This window comes from Oryzisolibacter sp. LB2S, from assembly GCF_040732315.1.
GTDB lineage: Bacteria > Pseudomonadota > Gammaproteobacteria > Burkholderiales > Burkholderiaceae_C > Alicycliphilus > Alicycliphilus soli.
Window position 1 is genome coordinate 893,066 of record NZ_CP160388.1, and the last position, 21,409, is coordinate 914,474.

The 21,409-nt window shown below is 62.1% G+C and carries 20 protein-coding genes and 1 pseudogene; 13 read left to right on the forward strand and 8 right to left on the reverse strand.

The genetic code is table 11. The features are described 5' to 3' along the window. Positions 1 to 135 precede the first annotated feature (135 nt). Both ABUE11_RS04240 and ABUE11_RS04245 read left to right on the forward strand, forming a co-directional pair. On the forward strand, positions 136 to 459 hold the full coding sequence (locus tag ABUE11_RS04240) for a hypothetical protein (RefSeq protein ID WP_367067836.1): 324 nt from the start codon (positions 136 to 138) through the stop codon (positions 457 to 459). A gap of 251 nt (positions 460 to 710) precedes the next feature. Continuing rightward, positions 711 to 1,910 (forward strand): site-specific integrase, encoded by a 1,200-nt coding sequence (locus ABUE11_RS04245; protein ID WP_050157710.1) that lies wholly within the window; start codon positions 711 to 713, stop codon positions 1,908 to 1,910. A 117-nt stretch (positions 1,911 to 2,027) separates the two neighbouring features. Here ABUE11_RS04245 and ABUE11_RS04250 read toward each other — a convergent pair. Further along, positions 2,028 to 2,787: pseudogene (locus ABUE11_RS04250) on the reverse strand (IS5 family transposase). Positions 2,788 to 3,048: 261 nt separating this feature from the next. Here ABUE11_RS04250 and ABUE11_RS04255 point away from each other — a divergent pair. The 4 genes from ABUE11_RS04255 to ABUE11_RS04270 are packed head-to-tail and all read left to right on the forward strand — an operon-like array spanning position 3,049 to position 5,856. After that, positions 3,049 to 3,432, forward strand: a complete 384-nt coding sequence (locus ABUE11_RS04255; RefSeq protein WP_367067837.1) for a type II toxin-antitoxin system RelE/ParE family toxin — start codon at positions 3,049 to 3,051, stop codon at positions 3,430 to 3,432. Next, positions 3,416 to 3,718, forward strand: coding sequence for a DNA-binding transcriptional regulator (locus ABUE11_RS04260; RefSeq protein WP_005304626.1), 303 nt, complete (start codon positions 3,416 to 3,418; stop codon positions 3,716 to 3,718). The genes ABUE11_RS04255 and ABUE11_RS04260 overlap by 17 nt, the downstream gene beginning before the upstream one ends. A gap of 22 nt (positions 3,719 to 3,740) precedes the next feature. After that, entirely contained in the window at positions 3,741 to 4,559 is an 819-nt protein-coding gene (locus tag ABUE11_RS04265; RefSeq protein WP_367067838.1) for a TIGR02391 family protein, read from the forward strand. A 13-nt stretch (positions 4,560 to 4,572) separates the two neighbouring features. Further along, positions 4,573 to 5,856 (forward strand): hypothetical protein, encoded by a 1,284-nt coding sequence (locus tag ABUE11_RS04270; protein WP_367067839.1) that lies wholly within the window; start codon positions 4,573 to 4,575, stop codon positions 5,854 to 5,856. Positions 5,857 to 5,989: 133 nt separating this feature from the next. Here ABUE11_RS04270 and ABUE11_RS04275 read toward each other — a convergent pair whose 3' ends face one another. Genes ABUE11_RS04275 through ABUE11_RS04285 form a run of 3 tightly spaced genes read right to left on the reverse strand, consistent with a single transcriptional unit; the run spans position 5,990 to position 8,686 of the window. Further along, positions 5,990 to 7,009, reverse strand: coding sequence for an IS30 family transposase (locus ABUE11_RS04275; protein WP_367066235.1), 1,020 nt, complete (start codon positions 7,007 to 7,009; stop codon positions 5,990 to 5,992). A 9-nt stretch (positions 7,010 to 7,018) separates the two neighbouring features. Beyond that, positions 7,019 to 7,777 carry a hypothetical protein gene (locus tag ABUE11_RS04280; protein ID WP_367067840.1) on the reverse strand — a complete coding sequence of 253 codons (759 nt, stop codon included), beginning with the start codon at positions 7,775 to 7,777 and terminating at the stop codon, positions 7,019 to 7,021. A 6-nt stretch (positions 7,778 to 7,783) separates the two neighbouring features. After that, positions 7,784 to 8,686, reverse strand: a complete 903-nt coding sequence (locus ABUE11_RS04285) for a YafY family protein (protein WP_058172877.1) — start codon at positions 8,684 to 8,686, stop codon at positions 7,784 to 7,786. 90 nt (positions 8,687 to 8,776) lie between these two features. Between ABUE11_RS04285 and ABUE11_RS04290 the strand changes: the two genes are divergently transcribed. The 7 genes from ABUE11_RS04290 to ABUE11_RS04320 all read left to right on the forward strand — a co-directional run bounded on the left by ABUE11_RS04290 (position 8,777) and on the right by ABUE11_RS04320 (position 18,600). Then, positions 8,777 to 9,970: a metallohydrolase gene (locus tag ABUE11_RS04290; protein WP_367067841.1), complete on the forward strand. Its 1,194-nt coding sequence runs from the start codon at positions 8,777 to 8,779 to the stop codon at positions 9,968 to 9,970. Then, entirely contained in the window at positions 9,967 to 12,222 is a 2,256-nt protein-coding gene (locus ABUE11_RS04295) for a ThiF family adenylyltransferase (protein WP_367067842.1), read from the forward strand. The genes ABUE11_RS04290 and ABUE11_RS04295 overlap by 4 nt, the downstream gene beginning before the upstream one ends. A gap of 46 nt (positions 12,223 to 12,268) precedes the next feature. Further along, complete coding sequence (locus tag ABUE11_RS04300; protein WP_367067843.1) at positions 12,269 to 13,339, forward strand: competence protein ComEC; 1,071 nt, start codon at positions 12,269 to 12,271, stop codon at positions 13,337 to 13,339. Between the two features lie 368 nt (positions 13,340 to 13,707). Next, on the forward strand, positions 13,708 to 14,217 hold the full coding sequence (radC, locus tag ABUE11_RS04305) for a DNA repair protein RadC (protein WP_367067844.1): 510 nt from the start codon (positions 13,708 to 13,710) through the stop codon (positions 14,215 to 14,217). A 279-nt stretch (positions 14,218 to 14,496) separates the two neighbouring features. After that, complete coding sequence (locus ABUE11_RS04310; RefSeq protein ID WP_367067845.1) at positions 14,497 to 14,883, forward strand: ATPase; 387 nt, start codon at positions 14,497 to 14,499, stop codon at positions 14,881 to 14,883. 762 nt (positions 14,884 to 15,645) lie between these two features. Continuing rightward, entirely contained in the window at positions 15,646 to 16,470 is an 825-nt protein-coding gene (locus ABUE11_RS04315; protein ID WP_367067846.1) for a DUF932 domain-containing protein, read from the forward strand. A gap of 78 nt (positions 16,471 to 16,548) precedes the next feature. Next, positions 16,549 to 18,600 carry a ParB/RepB/Spo0J family partition protein gene (locus ABUE11_RS04320; protein WP_367067847.1) on the forward strand — a complete coding sequence of 684 codons (2,052 nt, stop codon included), beginning with the start codon at positions 16,549 to 16,551 and terminating at the stop codon, positions 18,598 to 18,600. A gap of 207 nt (positions 18,601 to 18,807) precedes the next feature. On the opposite strand, the gene ABUE11_RS04325 is transcribed toward ABUE11_RS04320, so the two are convergent. The 4 genes from ABUE11_RS04325 to arsC all read right to left on the reverse strand — a co-directional run bounded on the left by ABUE11_RS04325 (position 18,808) and on the right by arsC (position 21,393). Continuing rightward, the gene (locus ABUE11_RS04325; RefSeq protein WP_003107230.1) at positions 18,808 to 19,338 is read right to left on the reverse strand and encodes a GNAT family N-acetyltransferase; all 531 of its coding nucleotides are present in this window, start codon (positions 19,336 to 19,338) and stop codon (positions 18,808 to 18,810) included. Between the two features lie 5 nt (positions 19,339 to 19,343). Beyond that, positions 19,344 to 20,573 carry a chromate efflux transporter gene (chrA, locus tag ABUE11_RS04330; protein WP_003107233.1) on the reverse strand — a complete coding sequence of 410 codons (1,230 nt, stop codon included), beginning with the start codon at positions 20,571 to 20,573 and terminating at the stop codon, positions 19,344 to 19,346. Next, positions 20,570 to 20,872, reverse strand: a complete 303-nt coding sequence (locus ABUE11_RS04335) for a PadR family transcriptional regulator (RefSeq protein WP_366102899.1) — start codon at positions 20,870 to 20,872, stop codon at positions 20,570 to 20,572. Before ABUE11_RS04335 ends, chrA begins: the two co-directional genes overlap by 4 nt. Positions 20,873 to 20,970: 98 nt before the next feature. Beyond that, positions 20,971 to 21,393: an arsenate reductase (glutaredoxin) gene (arsC, locus tag ABUE11_RS04340; protein ID WP_013721779.1), complete on the reverse strand. Its 423-nt coding sequence runs from the start codon at positions 21,391 to 21,393 to the stop codon at positions 20,971 to 20,973. Positions 21,394 to 21,409: the final 16 nt, after the last annotated feature.

Genomic DNA, 21,409 nt, shown 5'->3' on the forward strand with positions numbered 1-21,409 from the left:
TTCTATAATTCGTAGTTGGTTAATCGCCGGGTGTTTGCTTTTGATCAAGCCCTGCATCCATGTCGGGCTCACCGCTGCAAGAGGCGGGCGCCACGGCCTTTTACTGACTCTCTCTTGTTCCTATAGGAAACTGAAATGAAGAACTCCGTTGTTCTGGCTGCCCTGATCGCTGCTGCTGCCCTCGCCGCTTGCGGCAAGAAGGAAGAGCCCGCTCCCGCACCTGCTCCCGTGGAAGCTCCCGCTCCGGCTCCTGCAGCAGAAGCTGCCGACGCTGCCAAGGACGCTGCTGCCGCCGCCGTGGACGCCACCAAGGACGCCGCTGCCGCTGCTACCGACGCTGCCAAGGACGCAGCCGAGGCCACCAAGGACGCCGCTGCCGCTGCTGTCGACGCCACGGCCGAAGCCGCCAAGAAGGCTGCCGATGCCGCTGCCGATGCAGCCGCTGGCGCTTCCAAGTAAGCACATCGCGGTACCGCCGGGTGTCGTCACCCGGTCGCCACAAAAAAACCCCGGCCATGCGGTCGGGGTTTTTTGTTTGACGATGACTCCAGCCCGGTACTTCGCTGGACTGCGTCGCAGCTCGATACAGCAGGTTTATCAAGAACTTACGCGCGTCCATCATATGCCGGTGCTTTCTGAAACTTGACCCGGTTTTCCCTCGCGCCGCTCCTATCTGGCTCTTGGAATCCGGGTCGTTCCAAGGAGTCATCATGGCAAAGATCAAGCTCACCAAGACCGCCGTAGAGTCAGCGCAACCCCAGGCCAAGGACATCGAACTACGGGATACCGTGGTGCCGGGCTTCCTGTGCAAGATTACCCCGAAGGGCCGCCGGGTGTTCATGCTCCAGTACCGCACGAACTCCGGGCAACCCCGCAAGCCCTCGCTGGGCCTGTTCGGGGAACTGACCGTGGAGCAGGCCCGCGTCATGGCGCAGGACTGGCTGGCCGAGGTTCGCCGGGGCGGCGACCCCGGTGGCGCCAAGGCCGAGGCGCGCAAGGCGCCCACGGTCGAAGCGTTGTGCAAGAAGTTCATGGAGGACTACTCCAAGAAGCGCAACAAGCCGAGCACGCAGCGCGGCTATCAGGCGGTCATCGACCGCTGCATCGTCCCGCTGATCGGCCGCAAGAAGGTGCAGGACGTGAAGCGGCCCGACATTGCCGGGCTGATGGAGAAGCTGGCCTACAAGCCGGCCGAAGCGAACAACGCCTTCGGCGTGCTGCGCAAGATGTTCAACCTGGCCGAAGTGTGGGGCTACCGCCCGGATGGCACGAACCCGTGCCGACACGTCCCGATGTACCCGCCCGGCGAGGAAACCCGGCTCATCGTGGACGACGAGCTGGCGCTGATCTTCCGCCAGTTGGCGAAGCTGGAGGCGGAAGGACTGGAGAACTACGTCATCCCGCTGGCGATCCGCCTGCAATTCGAGTTCGCCGGACGCCGCTCCGAAATCTGCATGCTCGAATGGGGTTGGGTCGATCTGGAGAACCGGCGTGTGGTCTGGCCCGACAGCAAGACCGGCGGCCTTTCAAAGCCCATGAGCGCGGAAGCCTATCGGCTGTTTTCGACGGCTCCGCGCCGGGAGGGCTGCCCCTACGTCCTGCCGTCGCCCAACGACCCGACCAAGCACCTAACCTTTGGCGAGCACTACGGCGGTTGGTGCCGGGTGCTCAAGGCCGCCGGCGTCCCGCACGTCGGCACGCACGGCATCCGCCATCGCTCGACCACCGACATTGCCAATTCGGGCGTGCCGACCAAGGTAGGCATGAAGCTCACCGGCCACAAGACCGTGGCGATGTTCATGCACTATGTCCACACCGAGGATAAGCCGGTGCGCGATGCGGCCGAGCTGGTGGCCAGCCGGCGGCAGGCCATCACGGGCGCGCGGCGCCCTGCGGAGGCCACGGCATGAGCAAGAAGACGCTTTCAGTGGCGGGGAAACCTCCCGCCGCCTTGCCGGCCGACTATCCCCGTTCCGCGATTTCCCAGACAGAGTCTGGGAAATTCGGCCTCGCCGAGCTAGGGCCTGTTAACACATCCTCAGTCCATCAGCGACGAGCACGAAGCTGATGAAGCCCAGGAACATGAGGTCGAGTTTCTCGAACCGCGAGAAGATACGGCGATAGCCCTTGAGTCGACGGAACAACCGCTCCACCTCATTGCGGCGCTTGTACATCTCGCGGTCGTAGTCCCACGGTTCGATCCGCGTCTTCATTGGTGGCACCACCGGAATGAAACCCAGATCCAGTGCCAGCTGCCGTGTCTCGTTGCCTTCGTAGGCGCGGTCCATCAACAAATGCACCGGCCTGCTGGCGGGCCCAAGACTGCTGAGCAGGCGCCGGCCTTCGGGTGCGTCGTGTGCCTGCCCAGGCGAGAGGCAAAACGTCACGGCCGTTCGAGCATCCGCGGCAACCATATGAATCTTGGTGTTCCATCCGCCTCGGGACTTTCCGATGGACTGCGGACCGTTTTAGTGCCCCTGTGCCGTCGGGATGGACCTTGATGCTTGTGGAGTCCAGCGAGACGGCTTTGATCCTGATACGCACGACTTGCGCACGCTGCAACTCCTCGAACATGCGATGCAGGACGCCAGCTTTGGTCCAGCGATTCATGCGCGTGTAAATCGTGTGCCAGTTGCCGAAGCGTTTGGGCAGTCCGCGCCACTTGCAACCATGTTCGGCCACATAAAGGATCGCATTGACCACCTGCAGATTGCTCAGGCTGACGTTGCCACGCTGCCTGGGCAGGCAGTGTTCAATGGTAGCGAATTGTTCGGGCGTGATCTCCATGTCGGAGATTTTCTGGCGCAATCGTCGCCGTCGCCATTAGTGTTAACACGCCCTAGCCAAGGTCTTCGCGCTGCCGTGGTCGGCCTATGCGCTGTTGATTTCGGCCATGGATGCCCGCGTGACCGGTGGCCGGCATCCCGTCCCGTCGGCTCCGATTGTCGTGCCGGCGTCACGACAATCGGGCGGGTCATCCCTTCTATCTAGGTGCTACACCGGAGACTGGAAAAGTATGCCCGTTTCGGGTATAGTTTGGAGGTCGAAATGACGGACATCCTGAAGCGCAAGGACTTTGCACGCTGGCAGTCGGGCGAGAAGCTGCCCGATGCCGTGTTGTGCAAGGCGGTTCAAGAGATGGAAAGCGGTCTGATCGACGCGGACTTGGGCGGCTCCCTCTACAAGAAGCGGGTGGCCCGCCCCGGCGGAGGCAAGAGCGGCGGCTACCGCACGCTGGTATCGGCCAGGATCGGCAGCCGCTACGTGTTCCTGTATGGGTTCCCGAAGAACGACAAGGCGAACATCACGCAGGACGAAAAGAAGGCGCTGCAATTCGCAGGCAAGGTGTTCTTGGAACTGTCCGCGGAAGCCCTGTCGAAAGCATTGCAGACCGGCGTGTTATTGGAGGTGCATTGTGAGCAAGATCATTGAATCGCTGCGTGGCGACCTGGCTGCGCTCCACGAAGTGGGCGCGATCAGCAAGGTGACGATGCGCAAGTTCGACGCGATCTGCCCGCCACCGGTGCGGGAGTTCGGTGCTGCCGACATCAAACGCCTGCGCGAAGCCTTGAAATTCAGCCAGCCGGTGTTCGCGCTTCACCTGCACACCACAGCCTCGACGGTGCGCAAATGGGAGCAAGGCGAGACTCGCCCGGCCGGTCCGGCCCTCAAGCTGCTCAACGTCATTGCAGACAAGGGCTTGCAGGCCATCATCTGATGCCTGACGAGGGAGACAGGCATTGGCGACGCGAATTGACCCTTTCAGCTCACAGAATCTTGAAGCCGCTTGCCGTGTGCTTGCAGATACTGAGCGGGGCCTGAGCGGAACGCAGATCGAGCGCCTGCTGCAAGAAATAGAGGTTGCTGACACGTCGCCCGGCATCACCAAATGGAAGCGGTTGTTCAATGCGTTGGCTGGCGCGCAGAACCGGCATCAGATCGGGAACCATCTCATCATGTTCATCAATCGCGCGATGAACCCGGTGAACTACGCCCGCGACCCCGCGACGTTCACCTGGCGGCGCGACGAACTCAATGTCGTCCTGGCCTTCTCCGGCTTCTACGTGCGCGAAGACGGTAAGGTTGGGCACGCCGACAAGGCCACGACGCTTGATGCCGCGCGTGCCCGAGCTGGACGACTAAAGGCTGCGCTCGAAAGCCGCGTCGTCCACGCGGAAGTGCTGAACTATTGCCGTGCCGAGCTGCTGGACGAAAACTACTTCCATGCCGTGTTCGAGGAAACGAAAGGTGTTGCGGAGCGGATTCGCCTGCTGTCGGGCCTGAACGGCGATGGCGCCGACCTAGTGAGCAAGGCATTCGCAGGCCAGCAACCCGTTCTCACCTTGGGATCGCTCACCACCGAGTCCGAAAAGAGCGAGCAGAAAGGCTTTGCTAACCTGCTGATCGGCCTCTTTGGCGCCGTGCGCAATCCGCTGGCCCATGCACCCAAGACGAATTGGCCTATGTCCGAGCAGGACGCACTGGACATCCTGACGCTGGTGTCGCTGATCCACCGCAAGCTGGATGGCGCCACGAAAGTCGCCGCCGTATCGCAATAACGGAAAGAGAAGAATGGACGAGGCGATCGTTGTCTTCTCTCGGAAAGGGATCTTTCAGACCACGATCGCCGCGCGCGACGTTCGCAGCCGGGAACATGCGCGCAAGCTCTGGCCCCTGGTATCTCCCGGCGCATCACGGCAGATGGTGACATGGGTCAGCCCATCCTTTGAAAGCGGGAAGCTGCGCCGGCGATCCCATTTCCGGATGCTTCCTGCCCAGCACACCTATAACCCAAAAGCGCACTTCGATGATGAAGAAGCCAGCCGGTGGCGCACAGTGCAGGAAAGCGCTGAACACCGACGTGCGAAGGAACTTGTCGCGGCTGAACTAGCCCGACGCTTGAACGCCGGACTTGCAATGCCCTGGGCGTTCAAGGACGCGGATGCGTCTGACTATTCGCTGGAAGGCAACTTGCTGCTCGGCGCCGATCGGGTGGCGATCGAGCACCCGCTGGAGACACCATTCGGCAGCAAATTCCGACTCGACGTTGCCGTGATCGGGCCGCCTGTCCAGACCGAGCCGATGGTGCTGGGGGGCGTCGAAATCGAACTCGGGCATGCCTTTGATGGGCGCAAGGCGCTAATCGGAAAATCGCTCGGATTCCCCCTCATCTCCATCGACATTACTGAGATGACGCTGGCAGAACTCACACCAGAATGGGCGCAGAAGGTGCTGACCGCAACCACGCGGAGTCATGAGCAAGGGCGCCGGCAGACCTACATCTACCTGCATGATCTGCTGTACCCCCTCTACGCGCAGCTACCGGCATTTCTCGACGATGAACAGCGCCACCAGTTTCTGGTGTTTGCGGACGACAACACTCTAAACAAGCTGGTGCGCTGGATGAACGCGCTGGCCGAAAAGCTGGAGTACTCGAAGGGTACGGTCGCCGTTGCCCTGGTCAATGGCAAGAACGAACAGTCGCGCAAGATGCTGGAACGCGCCGGACAAGTGGTTGGCCCCGACTGGGCTGAATTCAACGACCAACGATGCCTGCGTCTGACTCTTCCGCGGCCAAAAGGTCCGGCTGATCTCCAGGCTCATCGCTTCCACATGACGATGGCGCGCGTTCTGCTGTCGCGCACCGATGCGCTAGTTGGCTACAAGTATTGCAACGGTGTGGACAACAACCACCCCGAAGAAGATGTATGGGTTGCGCCTCGCTGGATCGCCGACCTGAAAACTCATACCCAGCACCGCGTATTGCCCAAGCGACTGTCTGAACCGATCAACAGGTTGATCGCGGTGGTTTCGGACCTGCATCGCAATCACGCGGCAACCAGCCAAGAGGCGTGACCATTCCCATACTGAATTTCAATCTATAGCTGTTTTTTGCGCTTTTTTCCGAGGGGCCGAAGAAGACAAAGATGGCAAGCACTCGAATAGGCGGGCGGTCTCAACTCCGAAGTGCAACACCACTGGTTGATATTCAATGAATGGTAGCTGCGTTTTTCTCGTTGATGGCGGCCATGAATTTCTGGAACGCCTGATAGGGCGAGTCCCAGCCCAGCGTCTGCCTGGGCCGGTTGTTCATCAAGTCGGCCATGGAGTCCAGCGCATCCTGGTCATGCACGCTCAAGTCTGTGCCCTTGGGCAGCATCTGGCGCAGCAAGCCATTGGTGTTTTCGCAGCTGCCCTTCTGCCAAGGGCTGTGCGGATCGCAGAAGTACACGCGCATGCCCGTGGCCGCCGCGAGCTCCTTGTGCCGCGCCATCTCCTTGCCTTGGTCGTAGGTGAGCGTCTGGCGCATGGGCTCGGCGATCTGGCGCAGCTTGTTGGTAAACGCGGCAAGCGCACTCTCGGCCGAAGCGTCGGGCATCTTGCACAGCAGTACCAGGCGGGTCGAACGCTCCACCAACACGCCCACAGCAGACTTGTTACCCGCTCCCTTGATCAGGTCGCCCTCCCAGTGGCCCGGCATCACGCGGTCATTGACCTCGGGCGGGCGCACATGGATAGAGACCATGTCGGGAATCTGCCCGCGCCTGTCCTGGCCCGCCGACCGGGGGCGGCGCGTACTCTTGCCCTGGCGCAAGAGCGAGATGAGCTGGCGACGCAACTCCCCTCGCGGGTAGGCATAGATGGCGGTGTAGATGCTCTCGTGGCTGGCGTGCATGGCCGAATCGTTGGGGTACATGCGCTTGAGTGTGCGGGCAATTTGCTGAGGCGACCACAACCAGCTGAGCATGGTGCTCACCAGGTACCACAGACAACCATCGCCATGCAGTTTGGGCAAGGGGCGGGAGTCAATGCGTCGCTGCGTGCACAGGCGTTGGGCCACTGCGCTGGCGTAGCTGCCTTCGCAGGCATTGCGCCGCAGCTCGCGGCTGATGGTGCTGGGGCTGCGCCCTTGCAGCTTGCCAATGGCCCTGAGGCTCCAGCCCTGCTGGTGCAGCGAGGCCAGCGTCATTCTCTCTTCAGGCTGCAAGTGCGTGTATGTCGATCCCATTTGCGTACATTACCCCGGGTGCGGGTGTTGCACTTCGGAGTTGAGACCGCCGCGTTCTGCATAGACGAAGCCCATTCGCCTGACAGAATCCTGATCGAAATACAGCAGCCAAGCGGCAAGCAGCGCTAGGGAAATGAGTAGTGTCAAGCCGGCTGCGAGCCCTGGATCAGCAAAACTCATTGGGTTGAAGTGAGGCGGTGCTACCCGTAGGACCTTCGCGATCAAAAGTCCGTAAAGGATGCCCACGAGACACGACGCGACACCGACGGGCTTCATCGCCAACATGTTGCGATGGAATCCATACGCGATGTTCTCCTTCAGCAAGAGCTGCTTGTTCGAGCGCGTGAGTTCGCGAAGTCGTTTGGTTGCCCCTATGTACGTGTCGTCTGCCTGTTCAGGGGCTGCCAACTCTTCTTCCGCTGTTGGCATCGCGATGCCAAGTTTGGCAGTGATCGCCGTGTGGTAGCGCTGCTTGCTGACACCATCGAGAAACCTGTCGCGGTGGCGCAGTGCAATGGTGGTGGGCATGCCCCCCCACTTGGCAACTAAGGTTTCTTCGAGTTTCTTACCGCGGCCACGGGCAACGCTCGCAAGCGCATAAATGGCCCCACAGCCACCAAGCAGGCCAATCACACTCGTAAGCACAGGATGCTTGGCTCCGTAGACGCACAACAACGGAACCAGTACCGGCAAGGCCACAAGAAGCCCAGGAACAACCCGCGCCTTGCGCTCATAAGGGTCCTTGACCAGTTCAAAAATTGTTGTCATACGGAGTCAAGCCTGTGCCGTAAGGGCATCGATGTAGGGTTGAATATCGTCACGATTTTTCAGCGCGATCTGTTGTGCGAGCGGATCTGGTGCTTCCTTGGTGTGCAAGCCCAAACGTCTTAGTGTGTAGTAAAGGAATGCTTGACGGCATGGAAGCTTGACCTGCCCGTCTTCCATGCCGTAGTCCAACTCCAACACTCGTTTCTTGGCCGCCGGTAAGTCGGGGTGTGGCGCAAGGATCAGTGTCAGCACAGTATGCCAATGCGTATCCTGACTGAAGTCCACTTGGCTCGGCTCTATACCATCGATGCGAAGGATTCGAGCGAGGACGAAATCGCTGAAACGCTGGCGCTTGTGGCAAAACGCGCGCACGTGCCAACGAAAGCCATCGTAGCCAAGAGCGTGTGGCGACAACAGGCGAATTGACTCGTTCAAGGACGTCATGGACTGGTAACTGACTCGAATAGCTTCCTGCTGCCGTATTGCACGAACCACCAATTCGACAGTCTGCTCGTCGATGGTGCGCCAGGGGGAAGGAGCCCAATCTGTCTCCGGCGCGGAGCCGATAAAGCTGGCAGTTGACTCAACCACCCCCATCTTGGTTGCCAACAGTTCTGCCAGATAACGTTGTGCAGAGCTTCGCTGGTAAAGCGGACGAAAACTCGGCGCTGCCGTGTAGGTCTTGGAGCTGCGGTCGTATGTCAGATTGTTCGGTGCCAGTTCTGTGTACTTGGCAATGTCAAGTGACGCTTGAGGCACTGATATGCCGAAGTGCTCAGTGAGATCCATTCGATTGATGCGCCGCTCCCAGCGCAACCGAAAATCGATGAACTGAAGTCTGCTCTCCAGCCCCCAGCTCAGCCCCTTGGGCTCAACAGGTTCGGCAGTAGCAACGGGGGGCTCTTGCATCAGTAGCACCTAAAAAGTAGACGGATCGAAAAAATAGTCGTACATTAACTATACGCGATCACTCCTCAGTCGTCTACTCGGAGACCCCAAGTGCCCACCACCATCACCTTTTTCCCCGTTGACAACGGGGACATGACCCTCATCAAGTTCGGTGATCTTGATGCCACCACCCTGCTGATCGACGTAAACATCCGACAAGATGCCGACGATCCAGAGGGGGAGGCGCGTGATGTCGCCAAGGACCTGCGTGATCGACTGAAGAAGGATGAAAACGGCAGACCATATGTTGATGCTTTCCTGCTGAGCCACCCCGACGACGACCACTGCCGAGGGCTGACTCGTCACTTCTACTTGGGCGAGTTGGATAAGTACCCGGACGACAAGAAGGACGACAAGGACAAGAAGATCGTCATTCGCGAGATGTGGTCGTCTCCCATTGTGTTTCGCCGTGCGAGCAAGACCCTCACCTTGTGTGATGACGCGAAGGCGTGGGCTACCGAGGCGCGCCGACGTGTTCAGTTGAATCGAGACAAAAACTTCACCGTTGGGTCCGGTGATCGCATCCAGATCATGGGGGAGGACATCAATGGAAAGACCGATGACCTCACCTCCATCGTGCGGAAGGTCGATACGCGCTTCTCTACGATCAACGGCAAGAGTTCTGCATTCTTCTCTGCGTTTCTTCTTGCACCTTTGGAGGCCAAGGACGATGAGGAAGAGGAAGAGTGCCTGGTCAAAAATCAGTCCAGTGTGATCTTGAACTTCACATTAGCTGCCGATGCAGCGACACCAGATGGCGCGAAGTTTCTTACTGGCGGGGATGCTGAAGTATTCATCTGGAACCGCCAATGGCAGCGCCATGAGGCCGAGACTGAGGTGCTGGAGTACGACATCATGCAGACGCCTCATCATTGCTCTTGGCACTCTTTGTCCTATGACAGTTGGTCGAAGTGCGGAGAAAAAGCAAAACTGGATGCAGATGCAAGAAAGGCGCTCTCACAGACCCGTGACGGCGCCGTCATCGTCGCAAGTTGCAAGCCCATCAAAGATGATGACAGCGATCCGCCCTGCATCCGTGCAAAGCGTGAATATGTAGAAATCGTGGAGGAAGCAAAAGGTGAGTTCTACTGCACGGGCGAGTACCCGAGCGAGAAATCTGTGGAGCCCCTCGTTTTCACCGTCACTTCCCAAGGTGTGCAGCCCCCCTCGAAGAAGGAAGCTGGATCGAAGGCCGCCGCCGTGATCACCTCCGCGCGAACTCCCATGCCGCACGGGGCATCATGACGGACGCTATCGCAGACGCACTGCATCAACTTCAGCGACATCGGGGCTTGACCCGCGTTGGCGAACCAAAGGTAATCGGTGCATCGACGCAGATAGAGGTCGATGTTGCCGTGCAACTGCCAAACAGGTCTCGGCGTAGCGGCGTCTCCGAAACCGGGGTGCGTGCCGTCGAGACATGCGTGCTGGTATTGGGCAGTGACTGGCCCCTATCCGCGCCCAAGCCCTTCTTGCGTGCGGACTTCCCACTCAACTTGCCACACATAAACCCCCATCGCGAAGGCGAGTTGGTTTCGCCATGCCTGTTCGAAGGATCTTTGAACGAACTGCTGCATCGGTTTGGTCTCGACGCCATTGTCGATCAGTTGGTTGATTGGCTGCACAAGGCTGCTGCCGGAACGTTGTTGGACCTGGAGCAAGGGTGGGAACCGACGCGGCGAGACAGTTGTCCTTCGACCGTTGTCTTCAGTGCCGAAAAGGTCGCGGCCGCCGCCCCCGTTGACGGCGCGGTTTTGGTGGTTTCCGCGGGCTACGTGACGATTGATGGCGGGCTATACGCCATCATCGATGACGAGCTGAGCGCACAAGTCGATCCTGTGTTTTCCCAAGGCGTTCACAACGACAAGTTGGGAAAGTGGGGGAATGGCCATACCGCGACCTTCATTGCGCGGGGACCAATCACCGATGGCCACCCGTATGTAGTCGAACGCTATCAACCGGAGACGGTTGTCGATCTCACGACACTGCTAGATCGAGCAGCGGAGCTTGGTATCGATCGTGACGCTTTAGCCCAAAGCTTGGAGGGTTATTACGGGCGCTCGATTCTGGATATGCAACAAGACTCGCGTGGTTGGGTTCACGGTTTGTACGCGATTGTGATTCTGACTGTACAAAGACCAGCGCCGCTTGTTGGATCACCAGGCCGGAGTGTCGAGGTATTGCCCTATGTGGTGCGCTATGAACTCAACGCTCAATCGCTCCTAGAGCGAAATGCCACGGTTCACCCCGCCTTTCACGCGCATGCGTTGTCTCCCGAACTGCTGGCAAGGACATCCGGTATCCCGTCAGCAGCCACATCGCAGCCGCTGGTCATCCTCGGCTGCGGTAGTGTGGGATCAAAAATCGCGATGCACCTCGGGCGGGCTGGTTTCGGCTCAATGACTTTCGTTGACAACGAATCCATGTCACCTCACAACGCAGCTCGGCATGCACTCATTGAGCGAGCATCGGTGCTGGTCCCACCCCGGAAGTCGGCGCTGATGAAGACGGTCTTTGAGGAACTGTCGCATCTTCAATCGCGCGCGTTCGACGCTGATGCTGTGACTCTCTTGGTCGATCCGGAACGATTCGCCACAACTGTTCCGCAGGATGCTGCCCTTATCGTGGACACGACGGCTTCACTTCAAGTGCTGGCCGCAGAAACGCAATCAAAAGCATTGGACCAATCCCCAGCTCGACTGACACGGGTAGTGATGTATGGCCAGGGGCGTTGTGTCGCGGTTTTGCTTGAAGGGCCAAGTCGCGCTGGTCGGGTTGATGACCTCACGGCATTCTTGTTCGAGTGCTGCCGGTTTGTGCCAGAACTTCGTGCGTCGATTGCCGGTGATACGTCTGAGCCGACGCGCATTTTTGTAGGGGACAACTGCCGCTCACTGACCATGCCAATGTCAGATGCCGTTGTTTCGCGGTCTGCATCACTGGCTGGAGTGCAACTGGAACGCTGGCTCGTTGATGGGCTTCCGGAGGAAGCGACGCTTTGTGCTGGTATCTCGGACGCCGAAGGCCTTGGCATGGCATGGAGCCGCGCCAGTCTTGGCCCGACCACTGTGCTCGATGTAGTGGACGATGGCGGCTGGAGCATTCGGATTCTGCACCCTGTGGCGCACGCGATCGATGCTGATGCGCTGCACTGGGGTGCGGTGGAAACAGGAGGCGCCTTGGTTGGCCGTATCTCGTTTGAAAATCGAACCATCACCATTGCGGGCCTTGTTGAGGCACCGTCTGACAGCGTTCGCGAGGCCGCTCGTTTTGTCCTTGGAACCAGTGGGCTTGTCCAAAGTTTGCGCGCTGCAAACGCGGCCTCTTTAGGGTATCTCGCTTTCATTGGCACCTGGCACAGCCACCCGAAAGGCGGGGCTCATTCGGGGATAGACCGAAATACATTGCGCAGCATCGCAGAGGATGCCGGTGGCCTTCCCGCCGTGTCGTTGGTATGGACTCCGACAGGACTCACGTGCGCGGTTGACCGCTGGTAAGAACAAAGTCGCCGGCACTTTTTTTGGCAGGAAACGAGGGGGATTTATGGCTGACTACTTCGAGATTGATTTTTTAGGCGTCGAAACAGCGAAAAGTGGGGATGCGATCACGCTACGCTATTCGGTGGATGGCACTGAGGGCGTGCACGTCGTTGACGGTGGATATCTGGATACGGGAGATCAGATCGTCGAGCACCTGAAAACCTATTACGGAACAACTGTCATCGACCATGTGATCCTCACGCACCCTGACCGCGACCACGCCAATGGGCTGCGGAAGGTCTTGGAGCAATGCACAGTCAAGAATCTCTGGATCAACAGACCATGGATATACGCAGATCAACTGATTGATCGCTTCGAGAACTATGAGTCAGTTGAAGCCCTGAGAAGGAAGTTGCGATCCATCTACGATGCTTCGGCAGCTCTTGAGGATATTGCGCTGGAGAAGGGAGTTTCTATCCATGCCCCTCTTCAGGGGCAAAGCATTGGCCCATTCATGGTAATGGCACCAACTTTGGGCCGCTATCTTGACCTGATCGCAGATTCATCGAAGACACCGGAAGCTGTTGAGGAAAGCGCTAGGGATAGTGCGCTGAGCAGCCTATTCCGGGTAGTAAAGGCCGCGACGGCCTATATCAAGTCCCTGTGGGGCGAGGAGTATTTTCCACCTGCTCCCACCAGTAGGGAGAATGAAATGAGTGTGGTGCAGTCGGCTGTGCTGAACGGCCATCGCATTATGCTTACTGGTGATGCCGGACGAGAAGCGTTGCAGGAAGTGATCGACTATGCCCCCTTTGCGGGACTGACGTTGCCCGGAATTCGATACTTCCAAGTGCCTCACCACGGAGGTCGGCACAACGTCTCGACGGAAATTCTGGATCAATTGCTGGGGCCACGCTTGGACGCGATGCCTGACAATCACCACTGGAATGCCATATGCAGCTCCGCCAAAGCGGACGAGGATCACCCGCGGAAGTCGGTGATTCGCGCTGTATTGCACCGGGGCGGGCACTGGGCGGCAACTGAAAGCAAGAACATCCGCATCGGCGCGGGCATCACCCGTGATGGCTGGGTGCCGATTCCTCAGGCGCCATATCCCGAAGATCAAGAGAACTGACTTCGACAGAAGGTCAGCACCATTTTGATTTTCTGCTGACTACATTGTTTGCGTCTCGGCGTGCCGCCGTCGGGTTCGCGGGCTGCGCCCCGCGCTTCGTTCCGAATCGCGGCCGTCCGGCTTTGACCCCTGACGCCTTCGGCCCTTGCGGGCCTGCGCACTCCGCTTGCACAAAGGCGGGGGTGGGCAGTGGGCGGGTGTAGGCGGTCTTGCTGTTCCCTTTCACCCTACCACGGCGTTCTCGCCGTCAAGGGCTGCGCGTGCTCGCACGCTTGCGGCCGTGGCCGTCTTTGCCCCTGTGACGGCTTGCGCTGCGCCGTGCTGGCGACGGTTCCGGGCAATTCCGCCCGAGCAACCGGAGCACGATCATGTCGCAACTGTCCATTCCTTCCTTCGATTCCCCGTTGATGCTGCGTGACTCGCGCGGGCGCTACCGTCAGGCATCGGCCGACCAGATTCTCGAAGCCGCGCGCCAGGTCATCGACCAGAAGATGCAGCGCGGTGACGAGTTCACTTCGCCGGCGGCGGTCAAGGATTACTTGCGCGCCAAGCTGGCCGGCTTCGAGCAAGAAGTCTTCGCGGTGCTGTTCCTCGATACGTGCCATCGGCTGATCGACTATGCCGAGATGTTCCGCGGCACGATCGACAGCGCGGAGGTTCATCCGCGCGAAGTGGTCAAGGAGGCGCTGCGGCTCAACGCGGCAGCGGTCATCATTTCGCACAATCACCCGAGCGGGAACCCCGAGCCGAGCGCGGCCGACAGGGCACTGACCTCGCAGCTTCGGCAGGCGCTGGCGCTGGTGGACGTTCGCACGTTGGATCACATCATCGTGGCGGGCGGCACCACCACGTCTTTCGCCAAACGTGGCTTGATCTGATCGAGGGGGCTTCGGCCCCCTTTTTGCTGTGCCCGGTGGCGCAGCTCCGGCCCTCGCGGGCCTGCGCGTGCTGCGCACTTGCCAAAGGCAGGTGTGAGTGTCGCGTTGAGGGGGCGGTCTTGCTGTGTCCCTTCACCGTATCACGGCGTTCTCGCCGTCAAGGGCTGCACGCGCCTTGCGCGCTTGCGTCCTGGCGGCCGTCTGCGACCCCTGACTGCTTGCGCTGCGCCGTGCTGGCGACGGTTCCGGGCAATTCCGCCCGTGCAACCGGAGATCGTCATGAACGACAAATCGCACGTTTCGCTTGAACAACACGTTTGCCTTGTCTGCGGTACTCGCTTCGACACCGGCGGCGTCCTGCTGGATCGCCGCCTGCGCGCGAGCATGGAGCGCCACACGGCAACCGGCTGGGGCTTGTGCCCCGAACATCAGAAGCTGTCCGACGATGGCTTTGTCGCGCTGGTCGAGTGCGACCCGCAGCGCAGCGGCTCGCCGGCGGGCGGTGGCCGCGTGAAGCCCGAACAGGCATACCGGACGGGCCGCCTGGCGCACCTCAAGCGCGAAGCCTTCGCGCAGGTGTTCGACGTACCGATCGCGGCCGACCAGCCGTGCGTCTTCGTCGAACCCGGCGTGATCGAGCAGTTGCAGACGATGACTGCGAACTGATCGCGCCTGGTGCCATCCGGTGCGCTGCCCTGCGGGGCGGCGCACCTTTTTTTCTGCTGCGCCCTGGTGCCGATGACTTCGCGCCTACGGCGCTGCGCGCTGGTGCTTGCACTCCAGGGGAAGTGCCTTCGGCACATCCCCGCCGCGCTTCGCTTGGCGCCCCTGCAACACCGCCGCCCCGGCTGCGCCGGCGCGGCAATACCGATGCCGCAAAGGCTGCTTGTCCACCACAGAAGATCCACGCTGCATCTCCACCACTGCATGGGCGTCCCCGGCCAAGAAACATGGCCGGTCGCGCTGTCGTGCTTCGCATCGAGCCGCCTGCGGCGTCTCGCCCCTGACGGGCTTCCATCGTTCCCTCGCTCCGCTCGGCTGACGCCTACGGCCCGGCTTCCAGCTTCGGGCCTGCGCGCTTCGCTTGCGTGCGGTCGGCACACAGGGATGGCCGTTGCCTTGTCCAGCCGTCTCCCCTGACTTCATCACCTTACCCGCGACCGTAGCCCGCTCCCGCGTGCCGTCAAGGCGCGCAGGGCCGTGTCCTCGGCTGCGCCTGCGGGCCGCACCAACCCTGCGCTTGTCTCCTTGACGGCCCCCGTCCGCGCGCTCCTTTGGCCGCGGGCGATGAACTCAGGAAAGACGGTGGCAACAGGGCCAACCGGGTTCCTCGTGCCGACCGCACCGAACAGCCGAAAGGCTGGGCTCCGAATCTTGGAATCCGGTGTGCGGTTTGAACAGCAAACCCTTTTCGTCAGGAGAAATGCAATGCAACTCGCATCCCGATTCGCTTCCCGTTCCCCGGTGCTGCGTTCGGAACGTCCCTTGTCCGACGACCAAATCCGGGCCGTGGCCCCGTCCATCTTCGCGGACGCCCCGCACGAAAGCCGCTCCGAGCGGTACAGCTACATCCCCACCGCGACCGTGCTGCAAGAACTGCGCGGAGAAGGCTTCGAGCCTTTCATGGTGACGCAGACCCGCGTGCGCCACGACGACCGCCGCGACTACACCAAGCACATGATCCGGCTGCGCCATGCCAGCCAGATCAACGGACGCGAGGCCAACGAAATCATCCTGCTGAACTCCCATGACGGCACCAGCAGCTATCAGATGCTGGCCGGGATGTTCCGCTTCGTTTGCAGCAATGGCCTTGTCTGCGGCGACACCGTGGCCGACGTGCGCGTGCCGCACAAGGGCGACGTGGCGGCGCAGGTCATCGAAGGCGCTTACGAAGTCCTGCACGGCTTCGACCGGGCGCAGGAATCGCGCGATGCCATGCGCGCAATCACGCTGGACGCCGGGGAATCGGAAGTGTTCGCCCGCGCTGCGCTGGCGTTGAAGTACGACGAGGACAAGCCCGCGCCCATCACGGAATCGCAAATCCTGATGCCGCGCCGCTTTGATGACCGCCGCCCGGACTTGTGGAGCGTGTTCAACCGCACGCAAGAGAACCTGACCCAAGGCGGCCTGCGTGGGCGCAGCGCCAACGGACGCCGCCAGCAAACCCGCCCGGTGCAGGGCATCGACCAAAACATCCGCCTCAACCGTGCGCTTTGGCTGCTGGCCGATGGCATGCGCCAGTTGAAAGCCTGAATCCCCACGCGGCAGGGGCAGGCAGCAGCCCTTGCCGCTTCTCTCGCTGCTGCATCCCAACCGCTAGGAGTTATCACCATGAACGCCGTTACCCAAACCGAAACCCACGCCATCGAAACCGCCGCGCCGCTAGAAGTGGCCGACCCGACCAAGAACCTGATTTTGGTTCCGCTCTCGCAGTTGCTGCCGCGCCGTTCCAAGCGCAACGCACGCAAGACCCCGCGCCTGTCCATTCCCGAACTGGCCGCGAGCATCGCCCGCATCGGCTTGCTGCAAAATCTCGTCGTCATCCTCGCCGCCGATGGCGAGCAGTACGAAGTGGTGGCCGGCGACCGCCGACTGACTGCGTTGAAGCTGCTGGCGAAGAAGAAGCGCATCGCCGCCGATTTTGAGGTGCCTTGCCTGCTGGTGCCGGATGCTTCGGCCCGTACCGTCAGCCTCGCGGAAAATCTGCTGCGCGAGCAGATGCACCCCGCCGACCAGTTCGAGGCGTTCGCCGCACTGGTCAAGGAAGGCCGCCCCATCGAAGACATTGCCGCCGACTTCGGCGTGTCCCCGCTGGTGGTGCAGCGCCGCTTGAAGCTGGCCAACGTCTCGCCGCGCCTGCTGGCCGACTACCGGGCCGGAGCCGTCACGCTGGAACAGTTGATGGCCCTGACCATCACCGACGACCATGCCGCGCAGGAAGCCGCGTTCTACGGTGCGCCCGAATGGCAGCGTGGCGCGTCCGCGCTGCGCGAACGCCTGACCGAACGCGAAATCGACGCCACGCATCCGCTGGTGCGCTTCGCCGGGCTGGACACCTACACGGCGGCGGGCGGTGGCATCCGCCGCGACCTGTTCGCGGAAGGCGATGCCGGAACCTACCTGACCGACGCCGCGCTGCTGGAAACGCTGGTGCGCGGCAAGCTGGATGCGCTGGCCGGGGACGTGCGCGCCGAGGGTTGGGCGTGGGTGGAAGCCGTGCCGCACATGAGCTACGCCGAACGGCAGGCGTTCCAGAACGCACCGCGCCAGCGCCGCGAACCGAACGCCCGCGAAGCCCGCCGCATCGCTTCGCTGCAAACCCGCCTCGACAAGATCGACGCCGAACTGGAAGACGCCTACGACGCCGAGGACGAGGACAAGACCGAAGCGCTGGAACCGCGCCGCGAACAGGTTGCCGGGGAACTGCAAGCCGTGGAGGAAGCCTTGCAGGGCTACGCCCAGGACGTGTGCGCCGTGGCCGGTGCCATCGTCACCCTCGACCGCAGCGGCGAACCCGTGATTCATCGCGGGCTGCTGCGCGAGGCAGAAGCCAAGGCGCTGCGCACGCTGGAACGCTTGCGGCAGGGTTTCGGCGGCGCGGAAGGCGAAGCCGGGAACGACGACGAAGGCGAGGACGCCGAGCAGCCCAAGGCCGCGAGCCTGTCCGACCGGCTGGCGCAGCGGTTGAGCGCGCACCGCACCGCCGCGCTGCAAATCGAAGTCGCCCGGCATCCGCAGGTCGCGCTGGCCGCGCTGGTGCATGGCATGGTGCAGAAGGTCTTGCAGCCCGACGCCTACGGCGATGGACTGCCACTCGGCGTGCGCCTCACGGCGCAAGACCGGCTGGAAGACATGGCCCCGGACTGGCCGGAATCGCCTGCCGCCGTGGCGCTGCGCGAACTGCAACAGGTAGCCGGTGAAGCCTTGCCGGAGCACAGCGCCGAACTGTTCGCCGCGCTGCTGGCGAAGTCGCAAGACGAACTGGTGCGGCTGCTGGCCGTGTGCGTGGCTTCCACGGTGGACGTGGTGACGCCCCGTGCCACGCCGCACCAGCCCGGCAAGGAACTGGCGCAGGCCGTGGCCCTCGACATGGCCGCATGGTGGAAGCCGACCGCAGAAGGCTACTTCAAGCACGTTTCCAAGGCCGTGATTCTGGATGCCGTGGGCGCGTTTGCACCGGAATTCGTCACCCGGCTGGCGAAGCTCAAGAAGGCCGACATTGCCAGCGAGGCCGAGCGGCTGGCCGATGGCACCGGCTGGATGCCCGCCATCTTCAAGGCCGAAGGCCCGCAGGAGGCCGCGCAGGAAGAAGGCCCGGAGCAGGACGCCCCGGAGGATACCGAGGCAATGGCGGATGAACCCGCCGAGGCACTGGCCGCTTGACCCGCGCCGAAGGCAAGCGCCCCGGCCTCGACCGGGGCGCTTCGCTTTGTGTGGTGGCGCATCGAGACGAAGGAATAACCGCGATCAGCACCGCGCCCAGGCCGTTCCGCCCTGGGCGCGGTGGACGCGAAATCCGGGTGCGACAGTGGCCGCGCCCGGTGTTCAAGGCCAATAGCCGAATTAAAACGCCGCCGCCTTCGCGCTGGCTCAGGCGGCGGCGTTGAAGGCATCGCTGTAGTGCGCGATGCCTTCCGGCACTGTCCCATGCAGGGCCAGCGCCATGAAATAGCCGGGCGGCACGCCCGGCAGTTGCAAGCCCGCATGGGCCTGGAAGCCAAAGCGCGTGTAGTACGTTGGATCTCCCAGCAGCACGCAGCCTGCGGCCTGCATAGCCCGCAGTTCAGACAGCGCCTGTTCCATCAGGCGCGAACCGATGCCTCGCCCCTGCCTTGGCGGCAGGACGGAGATCGGCCCCAACCCATACCAGCCCTCGGTCTTTCGCCTGTGCTCATGGGTGATCGTTACTGGCGACAGCGCGACGTGACCGACGACGCGCCCATGTTCTTCGGCCACGATGGAAAGCGTCAGTTCGTTGGCGGCACGCAAGGCGCGCACGATGAATTGCTCGGTGTGGCTGGTGTGTGGTGCATCAGCGAAGGCGGCGGTCGTGACCGCTTCGATGGCGGCAATGTCGTCGGCGGTTTCGTGTCGGAGCTGGATGGTCAGGGTGTGCCACATGAGATTCAGACGCCCATCGCCATGACCCAGCCCACCAGCCCGGCTAACAGCACCACGAGCGCCGGCGGCACGCGCCCCACCGTCAGCAGTCCGAACGAGAGCAGCGCCAGCCCAAAATCCGCCTTGCTGTGGATGGCACTCGTCCATACCGGGTCATAGAGGGCGGACACCAGAATACCGACCACGCCGGCGTTGATGCCGGCCATGGCCGTCTGGATGCCCGCGCGGTGGCGCAGCCCTTCCCAGAACGGCAGTGCACCGACCAGCATGAAAAAAGCGGGGAGGAAGATCGTGCCCAGGAGTGCCAGCCCGCCGATCCAGCCATGCAGCGGTCCGTGGGCGACCGCGCCGAGGTAGGCCGAGAAAGTGAACAGCGGCCCCGGCACGGCCTGCGCCGCACCGTAGCCGGCCAGGAAGTCGGCATTGCTCACGACGCCGCTGGGCACCACCGAGGCCTGCAGCAGCGGCAGCACAACGTGTCCACCGCCGAAGACCAGTGCACCGGAGCGGTACACCCCTTCCAGCAGGGCTATCGTGGACGAGTCCGTGGCTGCCGCCCACAGGGGCAGCCCGACGAGCGGTGCGGCAAACAGCAGCAGCGCCACGATGCCCAGCTTGCGCGAGACGGGGTAGCTGTGGGCGTGGCCGCCGCCGGGTTGCGCGATCTTCAATGTCCACCAGCCCAGCAGCCCTGCCACCGCGATGGCGGCAAGCTGTCCCGCGGCCGAGGGCAGGACCATGGTCAGCAGCGCCGCCAGAATGGCCAGCGCGGCGCGCGGCCGGTCCGGGCACAACGACTTGGCCATCCCCCAGACCGCTTGCGCCACGATGGCCACGGCGACGACCTTGAGCCCGTGCACCCAGCCGGACTGGGCCAGCCCCTGGTACTCGGCGATGCCAAAGGCGAACAGGATCAGCGCAATCGCCGATGGCAAGGTGAATCCGGCCCAGGCCGCCAGCAGCCCCAGCCAGCCCGCGCGGCCCAACCCCAGCGCCATACCGACCTGGCTGCTGGCCGGCCCCGGCAGGAACTGGCACAGGGCGACCAGATCGGAGTAGCTGCGGTCATCCAGCCAGCGGCGACGCTCGACGAACTCCGAGCGGAAATAGCCCAGATGCGCGATCGGCCCGCCGAAGGAGGTCAGCCCCAGCTTGAGGAAGGCGCCGAAGACTTCGACGGGTGAGCCGCGCGCGGCAGCGGCCTCATGCTGCAAGGTGTTGGTGGAATCTGTCATTTGTGCATCGCCTCCCCGGTGAACTCCCGGATGCGGTCCTTGGCCAGCGCCAAGCCTTCCTTGCCCTTGGGCGTGATCGTGTAGAGCTTGCGCACGGTGCGCCCTTCACGCTCCTGGCGGGAGACGAGGTAGCCGTCGCGCTCCATCTTGTGCAGCATCGGGTACAGCGTTCCGGGGGAGAGGCGGTAGCCGTGGTGGGCCAGCTCGCCGATCATCCATTGCCCGTAGATCTCCTGCTCGGCTGCGTGGTGCAGCACATGCAGGCGGATCAACCCCGACAGCAGGTCGTGGTGCTCCATGGCACGTGGAGTAGGTTTCTCTTTCATATCGAATATCGATAACGAAATTCGATAATACCAGCCTCACTTCAGATTGCCTGCCGCTTGTGCGGGAGGTCTCAGACCCTGCGACCCTCCGCATCCACAACGGCTTCGCCGTCTTCCTTGCGGAACGCGCCGCGCTGCGGCTGCGGCAGGATGTCCAGCACGGCCTCCGAAGGCCGGCACAGGCGCGTGCCCAGCGGCGTGACCACAATGGGCCGGTTGATGAGGATGGGATGCTGGAGCATGAAGTCGATCAACCGGTCATCGCCCCACTGCGGGTCGCCCAGGCCCAGTTCGGCATAGGGCGTGCCTTTCTCGCGCAGCACGGCGCGCGCCGATACGCCCATTGCGGCGATCAGCACCATCAGCGTCGCCCGATCGGGCGGGGTCTTCAGGTACTCGATGACCGTGGGCTCCTCGCCGCTGTTGCGGATCAGGGCCAGCACGTTGCGCGAGGTGCCGCAGTCGGGATTGTGGTAGATCGTGACGGTGCTCATGGGAGTGACCTGGTTG

What these genes read in the sequence shown, in the direction of transcription:
- ABUE11_RS04285 (WP_058172877.1), bottom strand. Translation starts at nt 8,686, where the DNA reads ATGCAAGAGCCCCCCGTTGCTACTGCCGAACCTGTTGAGCCCAAGGGG.
- radC (WP_367067844.1), top strand. Translation starts at nt 13,708, where the DNA reads ATGTCGCAACTGTCCATTCCTTCCTTCGATTCCCCGTTGATGCTGCGT.
- chrA (WP_003107233.1), bottom strand. Translation starts at nt 20,573, where the DNA reads ATGACAGATTCCACCAACACCTTGCAGCATGAGGCCGCTGCCGCGCGC.
- ABUE11_RS04255 (WP_367067837.1), top strand. Translation starts at nt 3,049, where the DNA reads ATGACGGACATCCTGAAGCGCAAGGACTTTGCACGCTGGCAGTCGGGC.
- arsC (WP_013721779.1), bottom strand. Translation starts at nt 21,393, where the DNA reads ATGAGCACCGTCACGATCTACCACAATCCCGACTGCGGCACCTCGCGC.
- ABUE11_RS04320 (WP_367067847.1), top strand. Translation starts at nt 16,549, where the DNA reads ATGAACGCCGTTACCCAAACCGAAACCCACGCCATCGAAACCGCCGCG.
- ABUE11_RS04295 (WP_367067842.1), top strand. Translation starts at nt 9,967, where the DNA reads ATGACGGACGCTATCGCAGACGCACTGCATCAACTTCAGCGACATCGG.
- ABUE11_RS04335 (WP_366102899.1), bottom strand. Translation starts at nt 20,872, where the DNA reads ATGGAGCACCACGACCTGCTGTCGGGGTTGATCCGCCTGCATGTGCTG.
- ABUE11_RS04275 (WP_367066235.1), bottom strand. Translation starts at nt 7,009, where the DNA reads ATGGGATCGACATACACGCACTTGCAGCCTGAAGAGAGAATGACGCTG.
- ABUE11_RS04245 (WP_050157710.1), top strand. Translation starts at nt 711, where the DNA reads ATGGCAAAGATCAAGCTCACCAAGACCGCCGTAGAGTCAGCGCAACCC.
- ABUE11_RS04300 (WP_367067843.1), top strand. Translation starts at nt 12,269, where the DNA reads ATGGCTGACTACTTCGAGATTGATTTTTTAGGCGTCGAAACAGCGAAA.
- ABUE11_RS04315 (WP_367067846.1), top strand. Translation starts at nt 15,646, where the DNA reads ATGCAACTCGCATCCCGATTCGCTTCCCGTTCCCCGGTGCTGCGTTCG.
- ABUE11_RS04280 (WP_367067840.1), bottom strand. Translation starts at nt 7,777, where the DNA reads ATGACAACAATTTTTGAACTGGTCAAGGACCCTTATGAGCGCAAGGCG.
- ABUE11_RS04325 (WP_003107230.1), bottom strand. Translation starts at nt 19,338, where the DNA reads ATGTGGCACACCCTGACCATCCAGCTCCGACACGAAACCGCCGACGAC.
- ABUE11_RS04240 (WP_367067836.1), top strand. Translation starts at nt 136, where the DNA reads ATGAAGAACTCCGTTGTTCTGGCTGCCCTGATCGCTGCTGCTGCCCTC.
- ABUE11_RS04270 (WP_367067839.1), top strand. Translation starts at nt 4,573, where the DNA reads ATGGACGAGGCGATCGTTGTCTTCTCTCGGAAAGGGATCTTTCAGACC.
- ABUE11_RS04310 (WP_367067845.1), top strand. Translation starts at nt 14,497, where the DNA reads ATGAACGACAAATCGCACGTTTCGCTTGAACAACACGTTTGCCTTGTC.